This is a genomic window from Streptomyces sp. NPDC047079, from assembly GCF_040643755.1.
Classification (GTDB): domain Bacteria; phylum Actinomycetota; class Actinomycetes; order Streptomycetales; family Streptomycetaceae; genus Streptomyces.
Genome location: NZ_JBEYUZ010000008.1, coordinates 231126 through 252513, shown reverse-complemented (window position 1 = coordinate 252513; position 21388 = coordinate 231126). Strand labels below are relative to the sequence as shown.

Annotated in this window: 16 protein-coding genes and 2 pseudogenes; 13 read left to right on the top strand and 5 right to left on the bottom strand. The window is 72.3% G+C overall.

Features of this window, described 5'->3' with window-relative positions:
• Positions 1–244 precede the first annotated feature (244 nt).
• The 8 genes and pseudogenes from ABZ823_RS14415 to ABZ823_RS14380 form a co-directional block, all read left to right on the top strand.
• Positions 245–928, top strand: coding sequence for a response regulator (locus tag ABZ823_RS14415; protein ID WP_361658702.1), 684 nt, complete (start codon positions 245–247; stop codon positions 926–928).
• Positions 929–1058: 130 nt separating this feature from the next.
• Positions 1059–3791: a DNA translocase FtsK gene (locus ABZ823_RS14410; RefSeq protein WP_361658699.1), complete on the top strand. Its 2733-nt coding sequence runs from the start codon at positions 1059–1061 to the stop codon at positions 3789–3791.
• Between the two features lie 291 nt (positions 3792–4082).
• The gene (locus ABZ823_RS14405; RefSeq protein WP_361658696.1) at positions 4083–4964 is read left to right on the top strand and encodes a helix-turn-helix domain-containing protein; all 882 of its coding nucleotides are present in this window, start codon (positions 4083–4085) and stop codon (positions 4962–4964) included.
• Between the two features lie 120 nt (positions 4965–5084).
• On the top strand, positions 5085–6557 hold the full coding sequence (gene rimO / locus ABZ823_RS14400) for a 30S ribosomal protein S12 methylthiotransferase RimO (RefSeq protein WP_361658693.1): 1473 nt from the start codon (positions 5085–5087) through the stop codon (positions 6555–6557).
• Positions 6554–7369 carry a CDP-diacylglycerol--glycerol-3-phosphate 3-phosphatidyltransferase gene (gene pgsA, locus ABZ823_RS14395; protein ID WP_361658690.1) on the top strand — a complete coding sequence of 272 codons (816 nt, stop codon included), beginning with the start codon at positions 6554–6556 and terminating at the stop codon, positions 7367–7369. Before rimO ends, pgsA begins: the two co-directional genes overlap by 4 nt.
• A complete protein-coding gene (locus ABZ823_RS14390) occupies positions 7366–7911 on the top strand; it encodes a CinA family protein (RefSeq protein WP_361658687.1) in 546 nt (181 codons plus the stop codon). The genes pgsA and ABZ823_RS14390 overlap by 4 nt, the downstream gene beginning before the upstream one ends.
• Before the next feature lie 109 nt (positions 7912–8020).
• On the top strand, positions 8021–8398 hold the full coding sequence (locus ABZ823_RS14385; protein WP_361658684.1) for a helix-turn-helix transcriptional regulator: 378 nt from the start codon (positions 8021–8023) through the stop codon (positions 8396–8398).
• A 283-nt stretch (positions 8399–8681) separates the two neighbouring features.
• Positions 8682–8762, top strand: a pseudogene (locus ABZ823_RS14380) (DNA starvation/stationary phase protection protein); the annotation flags it as partial.
• A 725-nt stretch (positions 8763–9487) separates the two neighbouring features.
• On the opposite strand, the pseudogene ABZ823_RS14375 reads toward ABZ823_RS14380, so the two are convergent.
• From ABZ823_RS14375 to ABZ823_RS14365, 3 genes and pseudogenes are all read right to left on the bottom strand, one after another.
• A pseudogene (locus ABZ823_RS14375) lies at positions 9488–9685 on the bottom strand (SDR family oxidoreductase); the annotation flags it as partial.
• Positions 9686–9699: 14 nt separating this feature from the next.
• Complete coding sequence (locus ABZ823_RS14370) at positions 9700–10542, bottom strand: DNA-formamidopyrimidine glycosylase family protein (protein ID WP_361658681.1); 843 nt, start codon at positions 10540–10542, stop codon at positions 9700–9702.
• 114 nt (positions 10543–10656) lie between these two features.
• Positions 10657–15663, bottom strand: coding sequence for an ATP-dependent helicase (locus ABZ823_RS14365; RefSeq protein ID WP_361658678.1), 5007 nt, complete (start codon positions 15661–15663; stop codon positions 10657–10659).
• A 109-nt stretch (positions 15664–15772) separates the two neighbouring features.
• Here ABZ823_RS14365 and ABZ823_RS14360 point away from each other — a divergent pair, with 109 nt between their 5' ends.
• Genes ABZ823_RS14360 through ABZ823_RS14350 form a run of 3 tightly spaced genes read left to right on the top strand, consistent with a single transcriptional unit; the run spans position 15773 to position 17750 of the window.
• Entirely contained in the window at positions 15773–16645 is an 873-nt protein-coding gene (locus ABZ823_RS14360) for an AraC family transcriptional regulator (protein ID WP_361658676.1), read from the top strand.
• A 20-nt stretch (positions 16646–16665) separates the two neighbouring features.
• Complete coding sequence (locus ABZ823_RS14355; RefSeq protein WP_361658673.1) at positions 16666–17445, top strand: AzlC family ABC transporter permease; 780 nt, start codon at positions 16666–16668, stop codon at positions 17443–17445.
• On the top strand, positions 17442–17750 hold the full coding sequence (locus ABZ823_RS14350; protein WP_361658670.1) for an AzlD domain-containing protein: 309 nt from the start codon (positions 17442–17444) through the stop codon (positions 17748–17750). The genes ABZ823_RS14355 and ABZ823_RS14350 overlap by 4 nt, the downstream gene beginning before the upstream one ends.
• Before the next feature lie 26 nt (positions 17751–17776).
• Here the strand turns inward: ABZ823_RS14350 and ABZ823_RS14345 are convergent, their stop codons facing one another.
• Positions 17777–18721 carry a hypothetical protein gene (locus ABZ823_RS14345; protein ID WP_361658668.1) on the bottom strand — a complete coding sequence of 315 codons (945 nt, stop codon included), beginning with the start codon at positions 18719–18721 and terminating at the stop codon, positions 17777–17779.
• 79 nt (positions 18722–18800) lie between these two features.
• Between ABZ823_RS14345 and ABZ823_RS14340 the strand changes: the two genes are divergently transcribed.
• Positions 18801–18995: a DUF3046 domain-containing protein gene (locus ABZ823_RS14340; RefSeq protein WP_361658665.1), complete on the top strand. Its 195-nt coding sequence runs from the start codon at positions 18801–18803 to the stop codon at positions 18993–18995.
• A 60-nt stretch (positions 18996–19055) separates the two neighbouring features.
• Positions 19056–20273 (top strand): AI-2E family transporter, encoded by a 1218-nt coding sequence (locus ABZ823_RS14335; protein WP_361658663.1) that lies wholly within the window; start codon positions 19056–19058, stop codon positions 20271–20273.
• 45 nt (positions 20274–20318) lie between these two features.
• Here ABZ823_RS14335 and ABZ823_RS14330 read toward each other — a convergent pair whose 3' ends face one another.
• Entirely contained in the window at positions 20319–21065 is a 747-nt protein-coding gene (locus tag ABZ823_RS14330) for a hypothetical protein (RefSeq protein WP_361658755.1), read from the bottom strand.
• Positions 21066–21388: the final 323 nt, after the last annotated feature.

Sequence of the window (21388 nt, the reverse complement as noted above, 5' to 3'; positions counted from 1 at the left end):
CAGGCCGTGTAGAAGTGCGGTGTGCGGGGAACCTTCTGGTCCCCTGCCGCGTTTCCGCAACGTGCACAATGGCATGCTCAGTGACATCACGGTGACAGGGTGTGGCGACAGGCGGGGTACGGCTACGATGACCGGCACAAGGACGGGCGACGCAAGGGAGTCGTCCCCTGGGCTGGCACCGGGAGGTGCCAACCCGAGTCCTGAGGACAGGGGAGGCCCCACGCCGGGGCGAGGAGGGCGGGCCATGGTGCAGAAGGCCAAGATCCTCCTGGTCGATGACCGGCCGGAGAATCTGCTGGCGCTGGAGGCCATCCTCTCCGCGCTCGATCAGACGCTGGTCAGGGCATCGTCCGGGGAGGAAGCACTCAAGGCACTGCTGACGGACGACTTCGCGGTCATTTTGCTGGACGTCCAGATGCCGGGCATGGACGGGTTCGAGACCGCCGCGCACATCAAGCGGCGGGAGCGGACGCGGGACATCCCGATCATCTTCCTGACCGCCATCAACCACGGCCCGCACCACACCTTCCGTGGGTATGCGGCGGGCGCGGTGGACTACATCTCCAAGCCGTTCGACCCGTGGGTGCTGCGCGCGAAGGTCTCCGTCTTCGTCGAGCTGTACATGAAGAACTGCCAGCTGCGCGAGCAGGCGGCCCTGCTGCGGCTGCAGCTGGAGGGCGGCGGCAAGTCCGCGGTCGGCGAGAGCAAGGAACCGGCCGGGCTGCTCGCCGAGCTGTCCGCGCGGCTCGCGGCGGTCGAGGAACAGGCCGAGGCGCTGTCCAAGCAGCTCGACGACGAGTCGGCGGACGCGGGTGCGGTGGCGACCGCGGCCCATCTCGAGCGCAAACTCACGGGGCTGCGTCGCGCCCTGGACGCCCTGGAACCGGGCACGGGCAGCGGCACACCGCCGGTACCGTCCCAGAGCTGACGGCTCGCTCCGCGGGGAGCCGCACCGCCCCGGGTGCCGGCTTCTCCACCAAGCGGCGCATCCCGCTTGAGCCGGCGTCAGCTTCGTGCCTCCCGAACGGCGACACGAACGGGTGAAGCAGTGGCCACGCGTGTCCCCTGTCGTCTCCACCGGTAACCTCACACTCATGGCCTCACGCCCCGCAGCCAAGAAGTCGCCCGCGAAGAAGGCGGCCGCTCCGAGACAGGCTCCGGTGAAGAGGGCCCCCGCGAAGAAAGCCGCCGCGAAGAAGGCACCCGCCAGGAAGGCCGCGGCGAAGAAGGCCGCCCTCGCCCCGGCGCCCAGCCCGACCGCGGGCGTGTACCGACTCGTACGCGCCCTCTGGCTCGGCCTCGCGCACGCCGTCGGGGCGATGCTCCGCGGCCTGGGGCGCGGCGCGAAGGGGCTCGACCCGGCGCACCGCAAGGACGGCCTCGCGCTGCTGTTGCTCGGTCTGTCGCTGATCGTCGCCGCGGGCACCTGGGCCAATCTCCGCGGACCCGTGGGCGACCTCGTCGTGATGCTGGTCACCGGCGCCTTCGGACGGCTGGACCTGCTCGTGCCGATATTGCTCGGCGCGATCGCCGTGCGTCTGATCCTGCACCCGGAGCGGCCGGAGGCCAACGGCCGTATCGTGATCGGTCTGTCCGCGCTGGTCATCGGGGTGCTCGGCCAGGTGCACATCGCCTGCGGCGGCCCCGCGCGCAGCGACGGCATGCAGGCGATAAGGGACGCCGGCGGGCTCATCGGCTGGGGCACGGCGACGCCCCTGACGTACACCATGGGCGATGCCCTCGCGGTGGCGCTGCTCGTCCTGCTCACCTTCTTCGGGCTGCTCGTGGTCACCGCCACGCCCGTCACCGCCATTCCGCAGCGGCTGCGGCTTCTGGGCGTGAAGCTGGGCCTGCTGCACGCCCCTGAGGACTTTGGCGGCGAGGACGACGAGCGGTACGACGAGCAGTGGCGTGAGGCGCTGCCCCGTTCCCGGCGGCGAGGGTCCGCCGACGAGCCCTTCGACCCGCAGGAGGCCGAGCGGGAGGCGATCTCCCGGCGGCGCGGACGCTCCCGGCGGCCCGCCGTGCAGCCCGCCATGGGCCGGCAGATGGACGCCGTGGATGTCGCGGCGGCCGCCGCTGCCGCCCTGGACGGCGCCGTCCTGCACGGCATGCCGCCGTCCCCGCTCGTCGCCGACCTCACCCAGGGGGTCAGCGTCGGGGACCGCGAGCCGACGACACCGACGCCCGTGCCGGCCGCACGGCCCCAGCAGGACGGGCTCACGGCCGAGCCGGCGGTGCCCGACCTCACCAAGGCGGCCCCGCAGGAACACCGCGACCTGCCGCCGCGTGCCGAGCAGCTCCAGCTCTCCGGCGACATCACCTACTCCCTGCCGTCCCTGGACCTCCTCGAGCGCGGCGGCCCCGGAAAGGCGCGCAGCGCCGCCAACGACGCCGTCGTCGCCGCGCTCACGAACGTCTTCACCGAGTTCAAGGTCGACGCGGCCGTCACCGGCTTCACCCGCGGCCCGACGGTCACCCGCTACGAGGTCGAGCTGGGCCCCGCCGTGAAGGTCGAGCGCATCACCGCGCTCACCAAGAACATCGCGTACGCCGTCGCCAGCCCCGACGTCCGGATCATCAGCCCGATCCCCGGCAAGTCCGCGGTCGGCATCGAGATCCCGAACACCGACCGGGAGATGGTCAACCTCGGTGACGTGCTCCGCCTCGCGGAGGCCGCCGAGGACGACCACCCCATGCTCGTGGCGCTCGGCAAGGACGTCGAAGGCGGCTATGTGATGGCGAACATCGCCAAGATGCCGCACATCCTCGTCGCCGGTGCCACCGGTTCCGGCAAGTCGTCCTGCATCAACTGCCTGATCACCTCGGTCATGATGCGCGCGACCCCGGAGGACGTGCGCATGGTTCTCGTCGACCCCAAGCGCGTCGAGCTGACCGCGTACGAGGGCATCCCGCACCTGATCACGCCGATCATCACCAACCCGAAGCGGGCCGCCGAGGCGCTCCAGTGGGTCGTACGGGAGATGGACCTGCGCTACGACGACCTCGCGGCGTACGGCTTCCGGCACATCGACGACTTCAACCAGGCGATCAGGAACGGCAAGATCAAGCCGCCCGAGGGCAGCGAACGCGAACTCCAGCCGTACCCCTACCTGCTGGTGATCGTCGACGAGCTGGCCGACCTGATGATGGTCGCGCCACGCGACGTCGAGGACGCGATCGTGCGTATCACGCAGCTCGCGCGCGCGGCCGGCATCCATCTGGTGCTCGCCACGCAGCGGCCGTCCGTGGATGTCGTCACCGGTCTGATCAAGGCGAACGTGCCGTCCCGGCTCGCCTTCGCCACCTCCTCGCTGGCCGACTCGCGCGTCATCCTCGACCAGCCCGGCGCCGAGAAGCTGATCGGCAAGGGCGACGGGCTCTTCCTGCCCATGGGCGCGAACAAACCGACCCGTATGCAGGGCGCGTTCGTGACCGAGGAGGAGGTCGCGGCGGTCGTCCGGCACTGCAAGGAGCAGATGGCACCCGTCTTCCGGGACGACGTCACGGTCGGCGGCAAGCAGAAGAAGGAGATCGACGAGGACATCGGCGACGACCTCGACCTGCTGTGCCAGGCGGCGGAGCTGGTCGTCTCCACGCAGTTCGGATCCACCTCCATGCTCCAGCGGAAGCTGCGCGTCGGCTTCGCCAAGGCCGGCCGTCTGATGGACCTCATGGAGTCGCGGAACATCGTCGGCCCGAGCGAGGGATCCAAGGCCCGCGACGTTCTCGTGAAACCCGACGAATTGGACGGAGTGCTGGCCCTCATCCGCGGGGAGTCTCAACCGTAGGGATGCGGACGTTCCCGGTTCACCGGACGAGCGGGTCGGCCGGGCCCGTCGCCGGGCACCCCCGGGGACGCGCCGGAGCCGGACCGTGACCCACTCGTAAGTGTTCCGTGAGCAACCGTTCCCCCGCCGCGCACGTCAAGTTGAGCAAGACGACAGGAATATGTCCCACCATCAGGATGACCGGCCATTCTGATGGCGTACAAAGTCCTACCGCCCGGTTGCCCCACCCTTTCGTACCCCCCCTAGACTGAACTTCCAGCACAGGTGGCTACACGCTCGAAAGGCGCCCCCGTGTCCATCGGCAACTCCCCTGACGGCAACTCCCCAAAGGACGCACGTCCCTTCGACGACGACCGCGAAGACGCTCGTGAAGACGCCGAGGCGTCGGACCGCCCCTCGATCGGCCGGGCCCTCCAGCAGGCGCGCATCACGGCCGGGCTGACCGTCGACGACATCAGCAATGCCACCCGGGTCCGCATCACCATCGTGCACGCGATCGAACAGGACAACTTCGCGCCGTGCGGCGGTGACGTCTACGCCCGCGGCCACATTCGCACGCTCGCGCGGGCCGTGCATCTCGACCCCGCCCCGCTGCTCGAACAGTACGCCGCCGAGCACGGCGGACGGCCTGCCCCGACCCCGGCGGCCCCGCTCTTCGAGGCGGAACGCATCCGTCCCGAGCGCCGCGGGCCCAACTGGACCGCGGCGATGGTCGCGGCGATCGTCGCGGTGATCGGCTTCGTCGGGTTCACCCTGGTCAAGGGCGGCGACAGCGGGGAGAGCGCCAAGCCGCCGGCCGCCAAGGGGCCCCAGGCAAGCTCCAGCAAGTCCGCCTCGGCCACACCCAAGAGCAGCCAGCCTGCCGACCGCAAGCCCGAGCCGTCCGACAGCGCCATCGCGGCCGCGCCCCGCGACAAGGTGACCGTCCAGGTCAGCGCCGCCGACGGCCGCAGCTGGATCTCCGCCAAGGACCACAGCGGCCGCACCCTCTTCGACGGGCTGCTCAACAAGGGCGACTCGCAGACCTTCCAGGACAAGGAGAAGATCGACCTGGTCCTCGGTGACGCGGGCGCCATCGAGCTGTATGTCAACGGAAAGAAGATCCAGGACGCCTTCCAGCCCGGCCAGGTCGAGCGCCTGACCTATACGAAGGGCGACCCCGTCACCGGGTGACGGGAGGCCACGGCGCCCGCGAGGCCGCGGGGCGGGCAGGGGAACGGACGCGCGGGGTTGGCCAAGATCGGCCAACCCCGTCGACGTGGGCTGTCAGCGGGACGAAGTAGTCTTGAGCCCATGTCTGAACGCCGTACCGTCGCACTCGTCACCCTTGGCTGCGCCCGTAACGAGGTGGACTCGGAGGAGCTCGCAGGCCGTTTGGAGGCGGACGGCTGGCGGCTCGTGGAGGACGCCCAGGACGCGGACGTCGCCGTCGTGAACACGTGCGGCTTCGTCGAGGCCGCCAAGAAGGACTCCGTCGACGCCCTCCTGGAGGCCAACGACCTCAAGGGGCACGGCAGAACGCAGGCCGTCGTGGCGGTGGGCTGCATGGCCGAGCGGTACGGCAAGGAGCTGGCCGAGGCCCTCCCCGAGGCCGACGGCGTGCTCGGTTTCGACGACTACGCGAACATCTCGGACCGCCTCCAGACCATCCTGAACGGCGGCATCCACGCGTCCCACACCCCGCGCGACCGGCGCAAGCTGCTGCCGATCACCCCGGCCGAGCGGCAGGAGTCCGCCGCGGGCATCGCGCTGCCGGGCCACGGTCCGGCCGATCTCCCGGAAGGCGTCGCCCCGGCCTCGGGCCCCCGCGCGCCGCTGCGCCGCCGTCTCGACGGCTCCCCGGTCGCCTCGGTGAAGCTGGCCTCCGGCTGCGACCGGCGCTGCTCCTTCTGCGCCATCCCGTCCTTCCGGGGCTCCTTCATCTCGCGCCGCCCGAGCGACGTGCTGAACGAGACGCGATGGCTGGCCGAGCAGGGCGTGAAGGAGATCATGCTGGTCTCCGAGAACAACACCTCCTACGGCAAGGACCTCGGTGACATCCGTCTGCTGGAGGCCCTGCTGCCGGAGCTCGCCGAGGTGGACGGCATCGAGCGGGTCCGTGTGAGCTACCTCCAGCCGGCCGAGATGCGGCCCGGGCTGATCGACGTGCTCACCTCCACCCCCAAGGTCTCGCCCTACTTCGACCTGTCCTTCCAGCACTCCGCGCCCGGTGTGCTGCGCGCGATGCGGCGCTTCGGCGACACCGACCGCTTCCTGGAGCTGCTGGACACCATCAGAAGCAAGGCGCCCGAAGCCGGTGTGCGGTCCAACTTCATCGTCGGCTTCCCCGGCGAGACCGAGTCCGACCTCGCCGAACTGGAGCGCTTCCTCGACGGTGCCCGGCTGGACGCGATCGGTGTGTTCGGCTACTCCGACGAGGAGGGCACGGAGGCCGCGACGTACGACAACAAGCTCGACGATGAGGTCGTCGCCGAGCGGCTGGCCCATATCTCCCGGCTTGCCGAGGAGCTGGTGTCGCAGCGCGCCGAGGAGCGCGTCGGCGAGACCGTCCATGTGCTGGTTGAGTCGGTGGACGCGGAGGAGGGCGCCTACGGCCGCGCCGCGCACCAGGCGCCCGAGACGGACGGCCAGGTGCTGTTCACGAGGGGCGAAGGTTTGAGCGCGGGCCGTATGGTCGAGGCGAAGGTGGTCGGCACGGACGGTGTCGACCTGGTGGCCGAGCCGCTCCAGGGTTCGCTCGGGTGTCCTGAGGAGGCGGGCAGATGACGGGAATCCCGGCATCCGCGGCGGGCGGCTCCCGCGCCCCGGGCGTGGCGTCCACGCCGGGCGCCCCCGGCACCGCTGCCATGACCGGCCCCAAGGCGAACAAGCGACCTTCCGGTGCTCCGACCGGCCAGGCGGCCAAGGGCCCCGACGCAGCCGGCTCCTCCGGCTCCCCGGACGGCGTACGGCCTCCGCGGGGCGGCAAGCTGACGGCCGCCGCGGTCAACCAGGCCAGCGTCTGGAACGTCGCCAACCTGCTGACCATGCTGCGCCTGGTCCTCGTACCGGGCTTCGTCGCGCTGATGCTGGCGGGCGGCGGTTATGACCCGGCGTGGCGCTCGCTCGCCTGGGCGGCCTTCGCCATCGCCATGATCACCGACCTGTTCGACGGTCATCTGGCGCGCACGTACAACCTCGTCACCGACTTCGGGAAGATCGCCGACCCCATCGCCGACAAGGCGATCATGGGAGCGGCCCTCATCTGTCTGTCCTGGCTCGGTGACCTGCCGTGGTGGGTGACGGGGGTGATCCTCGGCCGTGAGCTCGGCATCACCCTGCTGCGCTTCCTGGTCATCCGCTACGGGGTGATACCGGCGAGCCGGGGCGGCAAGCTGAAGACGCTGACGCAGGGCGTCGCCGTGGGGATGTACGTGCTGGCGCTCACGGGCTGGCTGGCGACCCTGAGGTTCTGGGTGATGGCCGCGGCCCTCGTCCTGACCGTCGTCACCGGGCTCGACTATGTGAGACAGGCCATTGTGCTGCGCAGGCGCGGCATCGCCGAGCGCCGCGCGGCGGCCGAGGAGGCGGAACGTTGACTTCACTGGCCACCGAGGCGGTGCGACTACTGACAGTGAGAGGCGAGACGCTCGCCGTCGCCGAGTCGCTGACCGGTGGTCTGGTGGCTGCGGAGATCACGGCGGTGGCCGGGGCCTCCAAGGTCTTCCGCGGCTCCGTGACCGCCTACGCGACCGATCTGAAGCGGGACGTCCTCGGGGTGGACGGCACTCTGCTGGCGGACCGGGGAGCGGTGGATCCGCAGGTCGCGGCCCAGATGGCGGCCGGCGTGCGCAAGGCGCTCGGTGCGGACTGGGGGCTCGCGACGACCGGCGTGGCCGGGCCCGATCCGCAGGACGGGCAGCCGGTCGGCACGGTTTACGTGGCAGTGAGCGGGCCGTTCGAAGGTGTTTCCGACGAACTCGATGGCGGGAAAGTGGCCTCGCTGCGGTTGAACGGTGACCGTGCGGAAATTCGTATGGAGAGTGTACGGAGCGTACTCGCACTGCTTCTCGAGGAGCTTGCGGGCGAACAGACCGGGAATGAGCGGGCACAGGATACGGAACAGAACGGGGGGACTTGATGTTTGCAGCCCTTAGTGAACACAACAGCGCTCCCCGCACGGCCGCGGCGCAAGGCGGTACGGTGGGGCGTGAAGGATGCGGTTACGCGGTCCGAGGAGGGAGCCACCGATGATTCTGCTCCGTCGCCTGCTGGGTGACGTGCTGCGTCGGCAGCGCCAGCGCCAGGGCCGTACTCTGCGCGAAGTCTCCTCGTCCGCCCGAGTTTCGCTCGGCTATCTCTCCGAGGTGGAGCGGGGGCAGAAGGAGGCGTCCTCCGAGCTGCTCTCCGCGATCTGCGACGCGCTGGACGTACGGATGTCCGAGCTCATGCGGGAAGTGAGCGACGAGCTCGCCCTCGCCGAGCTGGCACAGTCGGCAGCGGCCCCCGAGCCGGTGCCCGCACCGGTGCGTCGCCCGATGCTGAACTCCGTGTCCGTCACCGGTGTCCCACCGGAACGAGTCACGATCAAGGCACCCACCGAGACAGTGGACGTGGTCGCCGCCTGACGCCCGTACGCAGGGCGGACAAGGCGCCGATGTGTACGAGAGCCCCGGCCGGGGCCTCTCCGGGAAGACCCGGAGGGGTGCGGCCGGGGCTCTTGTGTGTCCGGCGCCGCGAATCCAGGGATTGACCGGCCAGGCGTCGGCCCGGCGGGCGCGTGGTCCCGTTTGCCGGGGCCATGGGGTGCGGTCATGGTGGAGGGAGCGGGACTCGGGGTCGTACGAACGCTTGCGGAGGATGCCGATGTACGTCGTGACGAGCCCGCTGCCCGACCCGGACCGGCCGGGCCCGGTGAGCCAGTTCACCTTCGTCGGCATCACCGGGGACCTGGAGAGGCACCACTGGATGTTCCAGGCGGAGAACGGGTGAGGAGACCGGCGCGCGAGGCGTGCGAGGAGTGGCCACGGGCCCGCACTGTGGGGCCGGGCGAGGGGGAGGGAGCGCGCGGGGTGCGCCGTGTGCGACAGATGCCGGGGACATGCGCTGGGTCCGGTGCGCCTGTGTGCCGCTGGTGCGCCCTCCCTGGTGCTGACAGGGCGGTCTAGGGTCTGGTTCCTCGGGTTGGAGGTGACGGCCATGGCGGGGCGCGCGGCGCGCTGGGGGGCGACGCTGGCGCTGGGTGCGCTGTGGTGGTGGGGGGTACTCCGACTCGTGCTGGCACCCGATGCGGGGGTGCTGGAAGGTGCGGTCGCGACCGGGGGGTGGGGGCTGAGCCTGCTGCCGGTGCACTGTGTGCCGAAGGCCCGGGCCGTGGGGGCGGCCGGGTCGGACCGGTGGGCTCGGTCATGGCGCCGGTGGTGGACCGCGAGGGGGCGCGGGAGGGGCGCGCAACCGGGGTGAGGGTGGGGGCAGGGGGGCGTGCGGGGTCGGCTGGAGACGGTGTCCGGGGGCGTTCAGGGGGCTCCTGGGGGCGGTTTGCGGCCGACCCGGCCGCCGGAGGGGGAAATGTCCGTAGGGGGGTGTGGCTGCCGGAGGCGGGAGTGTCCGTAGGGGGCGTGTGGCTGCCGGATGGGGGCAAGCGTCCGTAGGGGGCGTGTGGCCGCAGGAAGGGGAAAGTGTCCGTAGGGGGCGTGGGGGCGTCCGTGACGGATGTCTCACCAGGGCATCGCGACCCGCCGTTCGGGCGGGAGGGTCTGGCCGGTGGTGAACGATGCGGCGTAGGAGGCCAGGTGGAGGACCGCGTGGGCGACGTCCTCCGGTTGACCGTCCCGGCCCAGCGGCGACAGCCAGGCCATCTCCTCCGTCCGCGCCCGGGTCTCCGCGTGCCGGTCGGTCATCGGCGTACGGGTCCACTCCTGACGGGCCGTCAATTAGTGGTGCGGGGGCGGCTGCCACGGAGGTCGGCGGGGTGCGGCAGCGGAGCCGGCCCCCACTGGCAGACCGGGCACCAGTAGGTGGGTCGCTCGCGGGAACCGTCGCCCTGGTCGGCCAACCGGACCGGGGTGCCGCACCGCAGGCAGGGGCGGGGCGCGCGGCCGTACACGAAGAGGTTCTGCTCGCGCCGTCCGGTGGTGTTGCGGGCCGGGCGGTCGCGGTTCGCCTCCAGCAGCCGCTGGGCGAGAGCGGGGAGCCGTGCGGCGTGCTCGGCCGGGAGATCGCCGACGGGCAGCCAGGGGGTCACCCGGAGCAGGAAGCACAGCTCGCTCTTGTAGACATTGCCGATGCCGACCAGGTTGCGCTGGTCCAGGAGGGCCTCGCCCAGCGGCCGGGCGGGGTCGCGCAGCAGGTTCTCCAGCGCCAGACCGGGATCCCAGTCCGGGCCCAGGAGGTCGGGGCCGAGGTGGCCCACGGCGCGATGCTCGTCGGCGGTGCGGAGCAGCTCCAGAACGGGCAGGCGGTAGCCGACGGCCGTTCGGTCGGCGGTGCCGAGGATCGCCCTGATCTGGTGGGCGGGGCCGCCGCTCCAGCGCTGTCCGGCCGCGAATATCTTCCAGGCGCCGTCCATCTTCAGGTGCGAGTGCAGGGTGAGTCCGCCCTCGATCCGGGTCAGCAGGTGTTTGCCGCGCGCGGTGACGTCGAGGACGGAACGGCCGGTGAGGTCGGCCGTGGCGTACTTGGGCACCCGGAGGTCGGAGCGGGTCAGCACCTTCCCCGCGAGCGCCCCGTGCAGACGCTTCGCGGCCAGGTACACGGTGTCGCCTTCGGGCATGGGTCAAGGGTGACACGTCGGGGCGGGGCGGGACGGGACGGGACGGTGCCTGTGTCTGTGCGGTTCCGGGGCCCGGAGCCGCGGGTCGTGCAGCGGCCGCGCGTCGCCGCAGGGTCACGCGCGGATGCGCAGTCCCCGCGGGGTCGCGACGAAACCCGCTCCTTCCAGGAGGACGCCGAAGGGGGAGGAGAGAGCGGATGCGCCGTTGACTCGCTCCACCGTGACCGTGCCCAGGGAGCCCGCCCGCGCGGCTGTCCCGAGGGCCTCGGCCGCCGCCCGCAGACGCGCGTCCTCGGTCGGCTTGGACTCCGGGTCGGAGGGCCAGGCCAGCAGGGTCTTGCCACCGCGCTCCATGTAGAGCGCCAGCTCGCCGTCGACCAGGACCACCAGTGAACCCGCCTTGCGCCCCGGTTTGTGCCCCGCGCCCGTCGGCGGCTCGGGCCAGCTGAGGGCGGCGCCGTACGCGTTGGCCGGGTCGGCGGCCGCGAGGACCACCGTGCGGGCCGTGCCCGTGGAGCGGGTCCGGTTCGGTGGAAGCCCGGGGCCCCGCTGCCCGTACGGCGAACGGGGGCCGGATTCCATGGCGGACCCGGAACCAGAGCGAGGGCCTCCGAAGCCGGGGGAGGACAGCGGGTCGGGGAGCGCCGGGCCCATGGCGAAGGGGTCGCCGAAGCCGTCCTGCTCTTCGGTGCCGAAGGGGCTGTCCGGGCCGTCGCGGTAGCCGCTGCCGGACGCGGTGCCCGGACCGTCGAAGAGGTCGCGCCCGGGAGCGGGCGCGCCACCCGCGCCACTGGGGTCGAAGGACTGTGCGTAGCCGCCGGTGAAGCCGTTCGTGACGCCGTTCCCCGTGCCGGAAGCGGCGCCCGGCAGCGGTTCGCCCCGCTCGCGCGCGTTCGCCACCGCGCGTAGCCGGTCCACCGCGCCGTCCATCGCGAACTGCGCCGCACCCAGCCCCTCGACCACATAACCCCGCCGGGCCTGCCCGCTGTCCTCGAAGGCGGTCAGGACGCGGTAGACGGCCGAGAAGCCGCCCTCCACGCCCTCCGCCGCCACCGCGCCCCGGGTCACGACGCCGTGCCGGTCCAGCAGCGTCCGGGCCAGGGCGTGGGCGCGGACGGTGGGGTCCGCCTCGCGGGTGGGCAGCAGCGACCAGCGGCCCGCGACGGTCGGCGGGCCCGTACGGGACTGGGGGCGGGCGGCGGCCGTGAGCGAGCCGTACCGTCCGCGCGGGACCGCACGCTTGGCGCGGTGCGCGGTGGAACCCGCCGTGCGTCCCGAGCCGAGCAGCGACCGCATCGGCGCCAGGGTGTCGTTCGTCAGCCGGCCCGACCAGGCCAGGTCCCAGATCGCCTCGGCCAGCTGGGGATCGGTGACCTCCGGGTGGGTCGTGGCCCGGACCTGGTCGCCGATCTGCCGGAAGAACAGGCCGTAGCCTCCCGAGAGGGCGGCCAGTACCGACTGGTGGAGCGCGGTCAGCTCCAGGGGATGAGGGTCGGGCAGTAGCAAGGGGGCCGCGTCCGCCAGGTAGAGGGAGATCCAGCCGTCCTTGCCGGGCAGTGCGCCCGCGCCCGCCCACACCACCTCGCCGGCGGCCGTGAGCTCGTCCAGCATCGCGGGCGTGTAGTTCGCGACACGGGACGGCAGGACGAGCTTCTCCAGAGCCGACGCGGGCACGGACGCTCCCTGGAGCTGTTCGATCGCGCGCACCAGACCGTCCACGCCCCGCAGACCGTGCCCGCCGCCGACGTGCTGCCACTGCGGCAGAAACTGCGCCAGCGCCGCCTCAGGCACCGGCTCCAGCTCATGCCGCAGCGCCGCAAGCGAACGCCGCCGCAGCCTGCGCAGCACGGCCGCGTCACACCACTCCTGGCCGATCCCTGCCGGATGGAACTCTCCCTGGACGATCCGGCCGGACGCCGCGAGTCGCTGAAGCGCTCCCTCGGTGACGGCCACCCCGAGACCGAACCGCGCCGCCGCGGTGGCGGACGTGAACGGTCCGTGCGTCCGCGCATAGCGCGCGAGGAGATCTCCGAGCGGATCCTTGACCGGCTCGGTGAAGGCCTCCGGGACGCCCACCGGCAGCGCCGTGCCCAGCGCGTCCCGCAACCGGCCCGCGTCCTCGACCGCCGCCCAGTGGTCGGTGCCCGCGACACGGACCTTGATCGCACGGCGGGCGGCGGCCAGCTCCGTGGCCCAGTGCGGCTCGGCCCCCCGCTCCACCAGCTCGGCCTCGGTGAGCGGACCCAGCAGCCGCAGCACGTCCGCGACCCCCTCGACGTCCTTGACCCGCCGGTCCTCCGCGAGCCACTGCAACTCCCGCTCCAGCTCGACCAGCACCTCGGCGTCGAGCAGCTCCCGCAGTTCCGCCTGGCCCAGCAGCTCCGCCAGCAGCCGGGAGTCCAGTGACAGCGCGGCCGCGCGCCGCTCGGCGAGCGGGGAGTCCCCCTCGTAGAGGAACTGGGCGACGTACCCGAACAGCAGCGAGCGGGCGAACGGGGACGGCTCGGGGGTGGTGACCTCGACGAGCCGCACCCTGCGGGACTCGAGGTCGCCCATCAGCTCGACGAGGCCCGGAACGTCGAACACGTCCTGCAGGCACTCGCGCACCGCCTCGAGGACGATCGGGAACGAGCCGAACTCACTGGCCACCTGCAGCAGCTGGGCCGCCCGCTGGCGCTGCTGCCACAGCGGGGTACGGCGGCCGGGGTTGCGGCGCGGCAGCAGCAGCGCACGGGCCGCGCACTCACGGAACCGGGACGCGAACAGCGCCGACCCGCCGACCTGGTCGGTGACGATCCGGTCGACCTCGCCCTTGTCGAAGGCGACGTCCGCCGCGCCGACCGGTGCCTGCTCCGCGTCGTACTCCGCGCCCGCCTTCATCGGTTCCTGGTCGAGCAGGTCCAGGCCCATGAGGTCGGCGTCCGGCAGCCGCAGCACGATGCCGTCGTCGGCATGCATGACCTGGGCGTCCATGCCGTACCGCTCGGCCAGCCGGGCACCCAGCGCGAGCGCCCACGGGGCGTGGACCTGCGCACCGAACGGCGAATGCACCACGACCCGCCAGTCGCCGAGCTCGTCACGGAAGCGCTCCACGACGATCGTGCGGTCGTCCGGGACGTGGCCGCAGGCCTCGCGCTGTTCGGCCAGGTACGACAGCACGTTGTCCGCCGCCCAGGCGTCGAGCCCCGCGGCCAGCAGCCGCAGTCGCGCGTCCTCCTTGGACAGCGAGCCCACCTCGCGCAGGAACGCACCCACCGCACGGCCCAGTTCGAGCGGGCGGCCCAGCTGGTCGCCCTTCCAGAAGGGCAGCCGGCCGGGGACGCCGGGTGCGGGGGAGACCAGCACGCGGTCGCGCGTGATGTCCTCGATCCGCCAGGAGCTGGTGCCCAGCGTGAACACGTCCCCGACCCGGGACTCGTACACCATCTCCTCGTCCAGCTCGCCGACCCGGCCGCCGCCCTTCTTCGGATCGGACCCGGCCAGGAAGACCCCGAAGAGCCCGCGGTCCGGGATCGTGCCCCCGGAGGTGACCGCGAGCCGCTGGGCGCCCGGCCGGCCGGTGATCGTGCCCGCCACCCGGTCCCACACCACGCGCGGGCGCAGCTCCGCGAAGGCGTCGGAGGGATAGCGGCCCGCCAGCATGTCCAGCACCGCGGTGAACGCCGACTCGGGAAGGGAGGCGAAGGGGGCCGCCCGGCGGACCGTGGCGAGAAGGTCGTCGAACTGCCAGGTGTCGAGTGCCGTCATGGCGACGAGCTGTTGGGCCAGCACGTCCAGCGGGTTCGCCGGGACCTTCAGCGACTCGATGGAGCCGGACCGCATCCGCTCGGTGACCACGGCCGCCTGGACCAGGTCGCCCCGGTACTTGGGGAAGACCACGCCTGTGGACACCGCTCCGACCTGGTGCCCCGCGCGGCCCACGCGCTGTAGCCCGGAGGCCACGGACGGCGGTGACTCGACCTGGACGACAAGGTCCACCGCGCCCATGTCGATGCCCAGCTCCAGGCTGGAGGTGGCGACCACGGCAGGCAGTCGGCCCACCTTCAGGTCCTCCTCGACCTGGGCACGCTGCTCCTTGGAGACCGAGCCGTGATGGGCGCGCGCGAGAACCGGCGGAGCACCCTGCGCGGCGCCCGAGCCGCCCATCAGCTGGGCGGGGGAGTGATGTTCCTCCAGCGACTCGCCGGTGGCCCTCTCGTAGGCGATCTCGTTCAGCCGGTTGCACAGCCGCTCGGCGAGACGGCGCGAGTTCGCGAACACGATCGTGGAGCGGTGGGCCTGGACCAGATCGGCGATCCGCTCCTCGACATGCGGCCAGATGGACGGGCGCTCCGCGCCCTCGCTCCCGTCGCTGACCGGGGAGCCGCCCAGCTCGCCGAGGTCCTCGACGGGGACCACGACGGACAGGTCGAACTCCTTGCCGGACGTGGGCTGGACGATCTCGACCTTGCGGCGCGGGGAGAGGAAACGCGCGACCTCGTCCACTGGGCGGACGGTGGCCGACAGGCCGATGCGGCGCGCGGGCTTCGGCAGCAGCTCGTCGAGGCGCTCCAGGGACAGCGCGAGATGCGCTCCCCGCTTGGTGCCCGCGACCGCGTGCACCTCGTCCAGGATCACCGTCTCCACGCCCGTCAGCGCGTCGCGCGCGGCGGACGTCAGCATCAGGAACAGCGACTCCGGCGTGGTGATCAGGATGTCCGGCGGACGCGTCGCGAGGGCGCGGCGCTCCGCGGGCGGGGTGTCGCCGGAACGGATGCCGACCCTGATCTCCGGCTCGGGCAGTCCGAGCCGGACCGACTCATGGCGGATGCCCGTCAGCGGACTGCGCAGGTTCCGCTCGACGTCGACCGCGAGGGCTTTCAGCGGGGACACATACAGAACCCGGCAGCGCTTCCTGGGATCGGAGGGCGGCGGGGTGGAAGCCAGCTGGTCGAGCGCGGCGAGGAACGCGGCCAGCGTCTTGCCGGAGCCGGTCGGGGCGACCACCAGCACGTCCGAGCCCTCGCCGATGGCGCGCCACGCCCCGGCCTGGGCCGCGGTGGGCGCGGAGAACGCCCCCGTGAACCAGCCGCGGGTCGCGGGTGAGAAGCCGTCCAGGGCTCGGTGTGCGGGACTGACCATGTCCTCAATCCTGCACCCATCCACTGACAACCGCTGTGACCTGGGCAAACGCCCGAACCTCGGGCGGCGGCCAGGCAGGGTCCGCCGTGCCGTGCCGCAGAATGGGGCTGTGGCAGGTTCCAGGGAGCGGGCGCGGCACTGGCAGTACGAGGAACTGCCGGGCGTCGACCTGCTGCGGGCCCGCTACATCCGCAAGACCTTCGTGCGGCACACCCACGAGAACTTCGTCATCGCGGCCATCGCCGACGGCGTCGAGATCTTCCACCACGGCGGTTCGGACCAGTACGCGGGCCCCGGAGCGCTGGCGCTGGTCAACCCGGACACCACGCACACGGGCCGGGCCGGCGTGCCGGAGGGCTGGAGGTACGGGGCCGTCTACCCGTCGCCGCAGCTGGTGGCCGAGATCGCCGCCGAGACCACGGCCATCCGGGGCAACCCGGGCTTCGCACGCCCCGTGCTCGAGGATCCGTACACCGTCGGTCTGGTCCACGAGGTGCTCCGGGCCGCGGACGAGGGCAACGCGCTCGCCGCCGACACCCTGCTGCGGGTCGCCGTGACCCGGCTGCTGCGGCTCAACGGCGGAACGATGCCGCAGCGGGCCGTGCGCACCGCGGGAGCCCGTGCCGCCGCACGCGCGCGTGCCGTGCTCGAGGAACGGATGGCGCACCCCCCGACCCTGGAACGGCTCGCCGCCGACCTCGGCACCAGCCCCTTCTCGCTGCTGCGCGCCTTCCGCGACACCTACGGCATGCCCCCGCACGCCTGGCTGACCGACGCCCGCGTCCGCCGGGCCCGGTGCCTGCTGGACGCCGGGACCGCGCCCGCCCAGGCGGCCGTCGAGGTCGGTTTCACCGACCAGCCACACCTCAACCGTCACTTCACACGGATCGTGGGCGTGCCGCCGGGGGCGTACCAGCGCGAGCGCAGGGCGGACGCCGACCGGGTTGCGCGGCGCAAGAACGTACAAGACCCGGGGCAGTGACTGCCCCTACCGTCCCGGTCGTGGCAGAACAGACCGCTCTCGCGGACATACACAGGTCGGACGGCGGAAAGCCGGACGCCGCCGTCGTCCGGGACGCCCTCGGGGTCGGGGTGGCCGTCGGCCTGTCCGGCTTCGCCTTCGGGGTGACCTCGGCCGGCAGCGGTCTCACCCTGATGCAGACGTGCGCGCTCAGCCTCCTGGTGTTCACAGGCGCCTCGCAGTTCGCGCTCGTCGGCGCGCTCGCGGCCGGGGGCAACCCGTTCACGGCGGCCGCGGGCGCCTTCTTCCTGGGCATGCGGAACGCGTTCTACGGGCTGCGCCTGTCGCAGTTGCTTGCCCTCCCGCGCGCCCTGCGGCCGTTCGCCGCCCAGTGGGTCATCGACGAGACCACCGCCGTGGCGCTCGCCCAGCCGACCCGGCGGAGCGTCCGCATCGGCTTCACCGTGACCGGCCTCACCCTGTACGTGCTGTGGAACCTGACCACGTTGCTGGGCGCCGTCGGCGCGCGGGCCATCGGCGACACCAGGGGGTGGGGTCTGGACGCCGCAGGGCCCGCGGTCTTCCTGGCGCTGCTCGCGCCGATGCTGAGGACGGCGACGGAGCGTGTCGTGGCGGGGGCGGCCGTCGTGCTGGGGCTCGGGCTGCTGCCGGTCCTGCCCGCCGGAGTCCCGGTCCTGGCGGCGGCGCTGGCGGCCCCGGCCGTCCTCTTCCTGGAGGGCCGCCGGAGGAAGGCGACCGCTCGGGGCGCACAGGCCGATGCCGTGCGTAAGGCCGATGAAGCACAGGGGGAAGACCGTTGAACGTCTGGATCGCGATCGGCGTCACCGCCGTCGGCTGCTATGCCGTCAAGCTCCTCGGTCTGCTCGTTCCGGCCGGGGTCCTGGAAAGGCCGCTCGTCCAGCGGCTCGCGGCCCTGCTGCCCGTCGCCCTGCTGGCCGCCCTCACGGCCCAGCAGACCTTCGCCGACGGCCGTGCCCTGGTGCTGGACGCCAGGGCGGCGGGGCTCGCCGCGGCCGCCGTCGCCCTGCTCCTGCGGGCCCCGTTCCTGGTCGTCGTGGCCGCCGCGGTCGTGGTGACGGCGGGCCTGCGCGCCCTGACGGGCTGAACGACCGGCCCGCCCTCCCAGGGGTGTCAGCCGATGCCCCGACCGTACGCCCGGAGCGTGCGCAGTGCCTCGATGGTCACCATGGGGCGGCACTCCAGGGCCGTGCCCGGAGCCCACTGGCGCCACCGGACGGGCCAGCCGCCGTCCTGCTGCTGTTCGCCGGCGAGGTGGTCCAGGGTGCGGGCCATCTCCTCGTCGGTGAACCACGCGCGCGCGAGGGAGTCCGGCGTACGCGCGAAGTCGTACGGGAAGTGGTGCTCGCCCGGCGCGTATCCGGGCGCTACGGGGTAGGCCAGCGGACGGCCGGGCTCCAGGCATGCGAGCCGTTGCTCCCGCACCAGGCGGCCCAGCCGGTCGGCGGCCGCCTCCGCGCGCGACCGGTCGGGCGCCCAGTCCAGGAACGCCACCGCCGCCTCCACCTCGTAGGGGTGCGTCTTCCGCAAGGACTCGATCGCCTGCCAGCAGAAGTCGGTGGCCCGGAACAGCCACGCGTGCCACACCTCGTTGCGGTGCAGCAGACCCGCCACGGGCCCGGTGGCGAGAAGGTCGCTCGGCGGATCGTCGACGATCGGCACGAAGGGAGCCGCCGGATAACCGCGCTGGCTGGGATGGATCGCAGGAAGGGCGCCGTCCGGTGTCGACACGGCGGTCAGATAGCGGCACATGCGCTCCACCCGCTGTCCGCCGCAGCGCCCGATCGAGTCCAGGACGCGCAGCGCGTGCGCAGTGTGCAGGGGCTGGCTGACCGGGCCCCGCAGGTCGGGCTCGAGGGCATGACCGTACCCCTCGTCCTCGTTGCGGTAGGCGGCCAGCGCGGTCTCCACCGGGTCGGCGCCGCCGTCCAGGAAGTGGTACGCGAAGCGGCGCTGCTCCAGTACGCGCGCGGTGAGCCAGATGAAGTGCTCGGCGCGGGAGAGCGGGGTGTGCGCCGGGGGCGCAGCGGGGAGTGGGGATGCTCCGGATTCGGCCATGGGTCAGACCGTAGGGCGGAACACGGGCTTGGCAAGCGGTCCCGGACAGGGCCCACCCTCAGGGCGGGATACTGGAGTCATGCGGTTGACGGTCTTCTGGCAGAGGATGGCGGATCACTTCGGTGAGGCGTACGCCGACACCTTCGCGCGTGACCACGTGATGGCGGGGCTCGGCGGTCGTACGGTGCACCAGGCGCTGGACGCCGGCTGGGCGGCCAAGGACGTGTGGCGTGTGGTGTGCACGACCATGGACATCCCGCACGAGAAGCGCTGAAGCCGCCCGAAGATCCGCAGGCGGTACCCGATTGTCGGTCGCGTCGGGGAGACTTGCTCCGTGGCCCCGAAAGACGAGACCGCAGAGGTCGACCAGCAGCAAGCGCCGCACCTCGGCGCGCCCCCGCCCGCCCGCCCCCCGGCGGGTGACGGCGCCGTGCCGGGCGCCCGCATGCCGCGCTGGCTGCCGCGCGCGATGGTGCTGGCGCTCGCCCTCATCGCCGTGTTCCAGCTGGGCAGCTGGGCGTTCCACCAGCTCACCGGCCTGCTGATCAACATCCTCATCGCGTTCTTCCTGGCGCTCGCCATCGAGCCCGCGGTGAGCTGGATGGCCTCCCGGGGCCTGCGCCGGGGACTGGCCACCTTCCTGGTCTTCCTCGGTCTGTCGGTCGCCGTGGCCGGATTCGTCACGCTGCTCGGCTCGATGCTCGCGGGCCAGATCGTCAAGATGGCCGAGGGCTTCCCGGCCTACCTCGACTCCGTCATCAACTGGATCAACACGACATTCCACACCAAGCTCAGGCGCGTGGACGTACGCGACAGCCTGATCCACTCCGACTGGCTCAGGAAGTACGTCCAGAACAGCGCCACCGGTGTGCTGGACGTCTCCGCGCAGGTGCTGGGCGGTCTCTTCCGGCTGCTGACGGTCGGGCTGTTCTCGTTCTACTTCGCCGCCGACGGGCCGAGGCTGCGGCGCGCGCTGTGCTCGGTGCTGCCGCCCGCCCGCCAGGCCGAGGTGCTGCGCGCCTGGGAGATCGCGGTCGACAAGACGGGCGGCTATCTGTACTCGCGCGGCCTGATGGCGCTCATCTCGGGCATAGCGCACTATGTCCTGCTGGAGGCGCTGGGCATTCCGTACGCGCCCGTGCTCGCCGTCTGGGTCGGTCTGGTCTCGCAGTTCATCCCGACCATCGGCACCTATCTCGCGGGCGCCCTTCCGATGCTGATCGCCTTCACCGTCAACCCCTGGTACGCGGTGTGGGTGCTGGCCTTCGTCGTGGTCTACCAGCAGTTCGAGAACTACATGTTGCAGCCCAAGCTGACCGCGCGGTCCGTGGACATCCACCCCGCGGTCGCCTTCGGGTCGGTCATCGCGGGCACCGCCCTGCTCGGCGCGGTCGGCGCGCTGATCGCCATCCCCGCGGTGGCGACGCTCCAGGCGTTCTTGGGGGCGTATGTGAAGCGGTACGCCGTCACGGACGACCCGCGGGTCCACGGGCACCGGAGCCGCGGCTCCCGAAACCTCACCGTGCGCGTGCGGGGGCTCTTCACCCGTTGAGCACCGCGGCCGGGACTCACCCGCCTGAGTTCCGCCGGCCGGGGCTCACCAGGTGAGCGCCGCCCAGACCGTGGCGCCGAGCACGGCTGCCGTGTAACCGCCGACCGCCGCGCGCAGAATGCGCTGCCGCGCGGCGGCGCTCCAGGCGGTGCGGGACAGCAGCCAGGCCAGTGCGGGCAGCACCAGCACGGCGTGCAGGCCGACTCCGTGCAGCGGCTTGAGCGGCGCCGTCGAGTGGTACGCCGCCTGCTGGTGCCCGGTGCGGGACAGCAGGACCCCGCGCGCGATCATCACCGCTCCCGCCAGGAGCGCCACGAGAAGGATCGCGAAGCCGGAGCGCAGCGCGAGCGGCATGCCCGGGGGGCCGTCGGGCCGGTGCCGGAACGCGGCGGCGGCGAACACCGAGAGCACGGCGACCAGTACGCCGCCGCCCACCGCGAGCGTCATCGCGACCCCGGTGTCGAAGGGCGTGGTGGTGTTGAGGTGCGAGGGAACGCGGCGCCACGCCTGGAGGGTGATCCCGGCGACCTCCACGACGCAGTCGGCGGCGAAGACGGCGAGCAGCACGGCGCGCGCCCGCGCACCCATGCGCAGATACGACGTCACCCAGGTGACCGCGATCAGCGTCAGTCCGAAGGAGAGTCCGAAGGTGACGGGCTTGCGCCAGGACACGGGACCGTCCCAGGGGCCGCCGTCGACGGCGAACACCAGCAGGTGTGCCAGCCCCGACAGCACCAGGGCCGTGCCGATGGCGAGGCAGAGGCGTTCGCAGGGGCGGGCGGCACGCCACATGGCGCCCGTTCGGCCGGAGAGGATGAGGGCGGGGGCGGTGCCGGCCGGGCGGGCCGGGGCGGTGGTGGCGGGGATGCGGATTCCGTGTGGGTCCATGGGGACAGCGTCGAGGGGACCGGCCGCCGGGTCGTCGTACCGCCGGAGGCTCCTGCCGTACGCCCCCGGAAGTAGCGTTACGCCGCGGCCGGGCACCGGGGTTGTCGGTCCGCGCCCGTAGGCTCGGAGGTGCCGCGCGGTGCGCTTGACACGAAAATCGAACATCCATTCTTATGGAGCCTCCGGTTCGGCTCCCGCGGGACTTCGACACGGTTTTCCTGGAGAAG

Excerpts from the sequence above, each read along its gene's own strand:
- ABZ823_RS14345 (WP_361658668.1), bottom strand. The coding sequence starts at position 18,721 with ATGGCCGAATCCGGAGCATCCCCACTCCCCGCTGCGCCCCCGGCGCAC.
- ABZ823_RS14340 (WP_361658665.1), top strand. The coding sequence starts at position 18,801 with ATGCGGTTGACGGTCTTCTGGCAGAGGATGGCGGATCACTTCGGTGAG.
- ABZ823_RS14330 (WP_361658755.1), bottom strand. The coding sequence starts at position 21,065 with ATGTGGCGTGCCGCCCGCCCCTGCGAACGCCTCTGCCTCGCCATCGGC.
- ABZ823_RS14365 (WP_361658678.1), bottom strand. The coding sequence starts at position 15,663 with ATGGTCAGTCCCGCACACCGAGCCCTGGACGGCTTCTCACCCGCGACC.
- ABZ823_RS14415 (WP_361658702.1), top strand. The coding sequence starts at position 245 with ATGGTGCAGAAGGCCAAGATCCTCCTGGTCGATGACCGGCCGGAGAAT.
- ABZ823_RS14370 (WP_361658681.1), bottom strand. The coding sequence starts at position 10,542 with ATGCCCGAAGGCGACACCGTGTACCTGGCCGCGAAGCGTCTGCACGGG.
- rimO (WP_361658693.1), top strand. The coding sequence starts at position 5,085 with ATGTCTGAACGCCGTACCGTCGCACTCGTCACCCTTGGCTGCGCCCGT.
- ABZ823_RS14385 (WP_361658684.1), top strand. The coding sequence starts at position 8,021 with ATGATTCTGCTCCGTCGCCTGCTGGGTGACGTGCTGCGTCGGCAGCGC.
- pgsA (WP_361658690.1), top strand. The coding sequence starts at position 6,554 with ATGACGGGAATCCCGGCATCCGCGGCGGGCGGCTCCCGCGCCCCGGGC.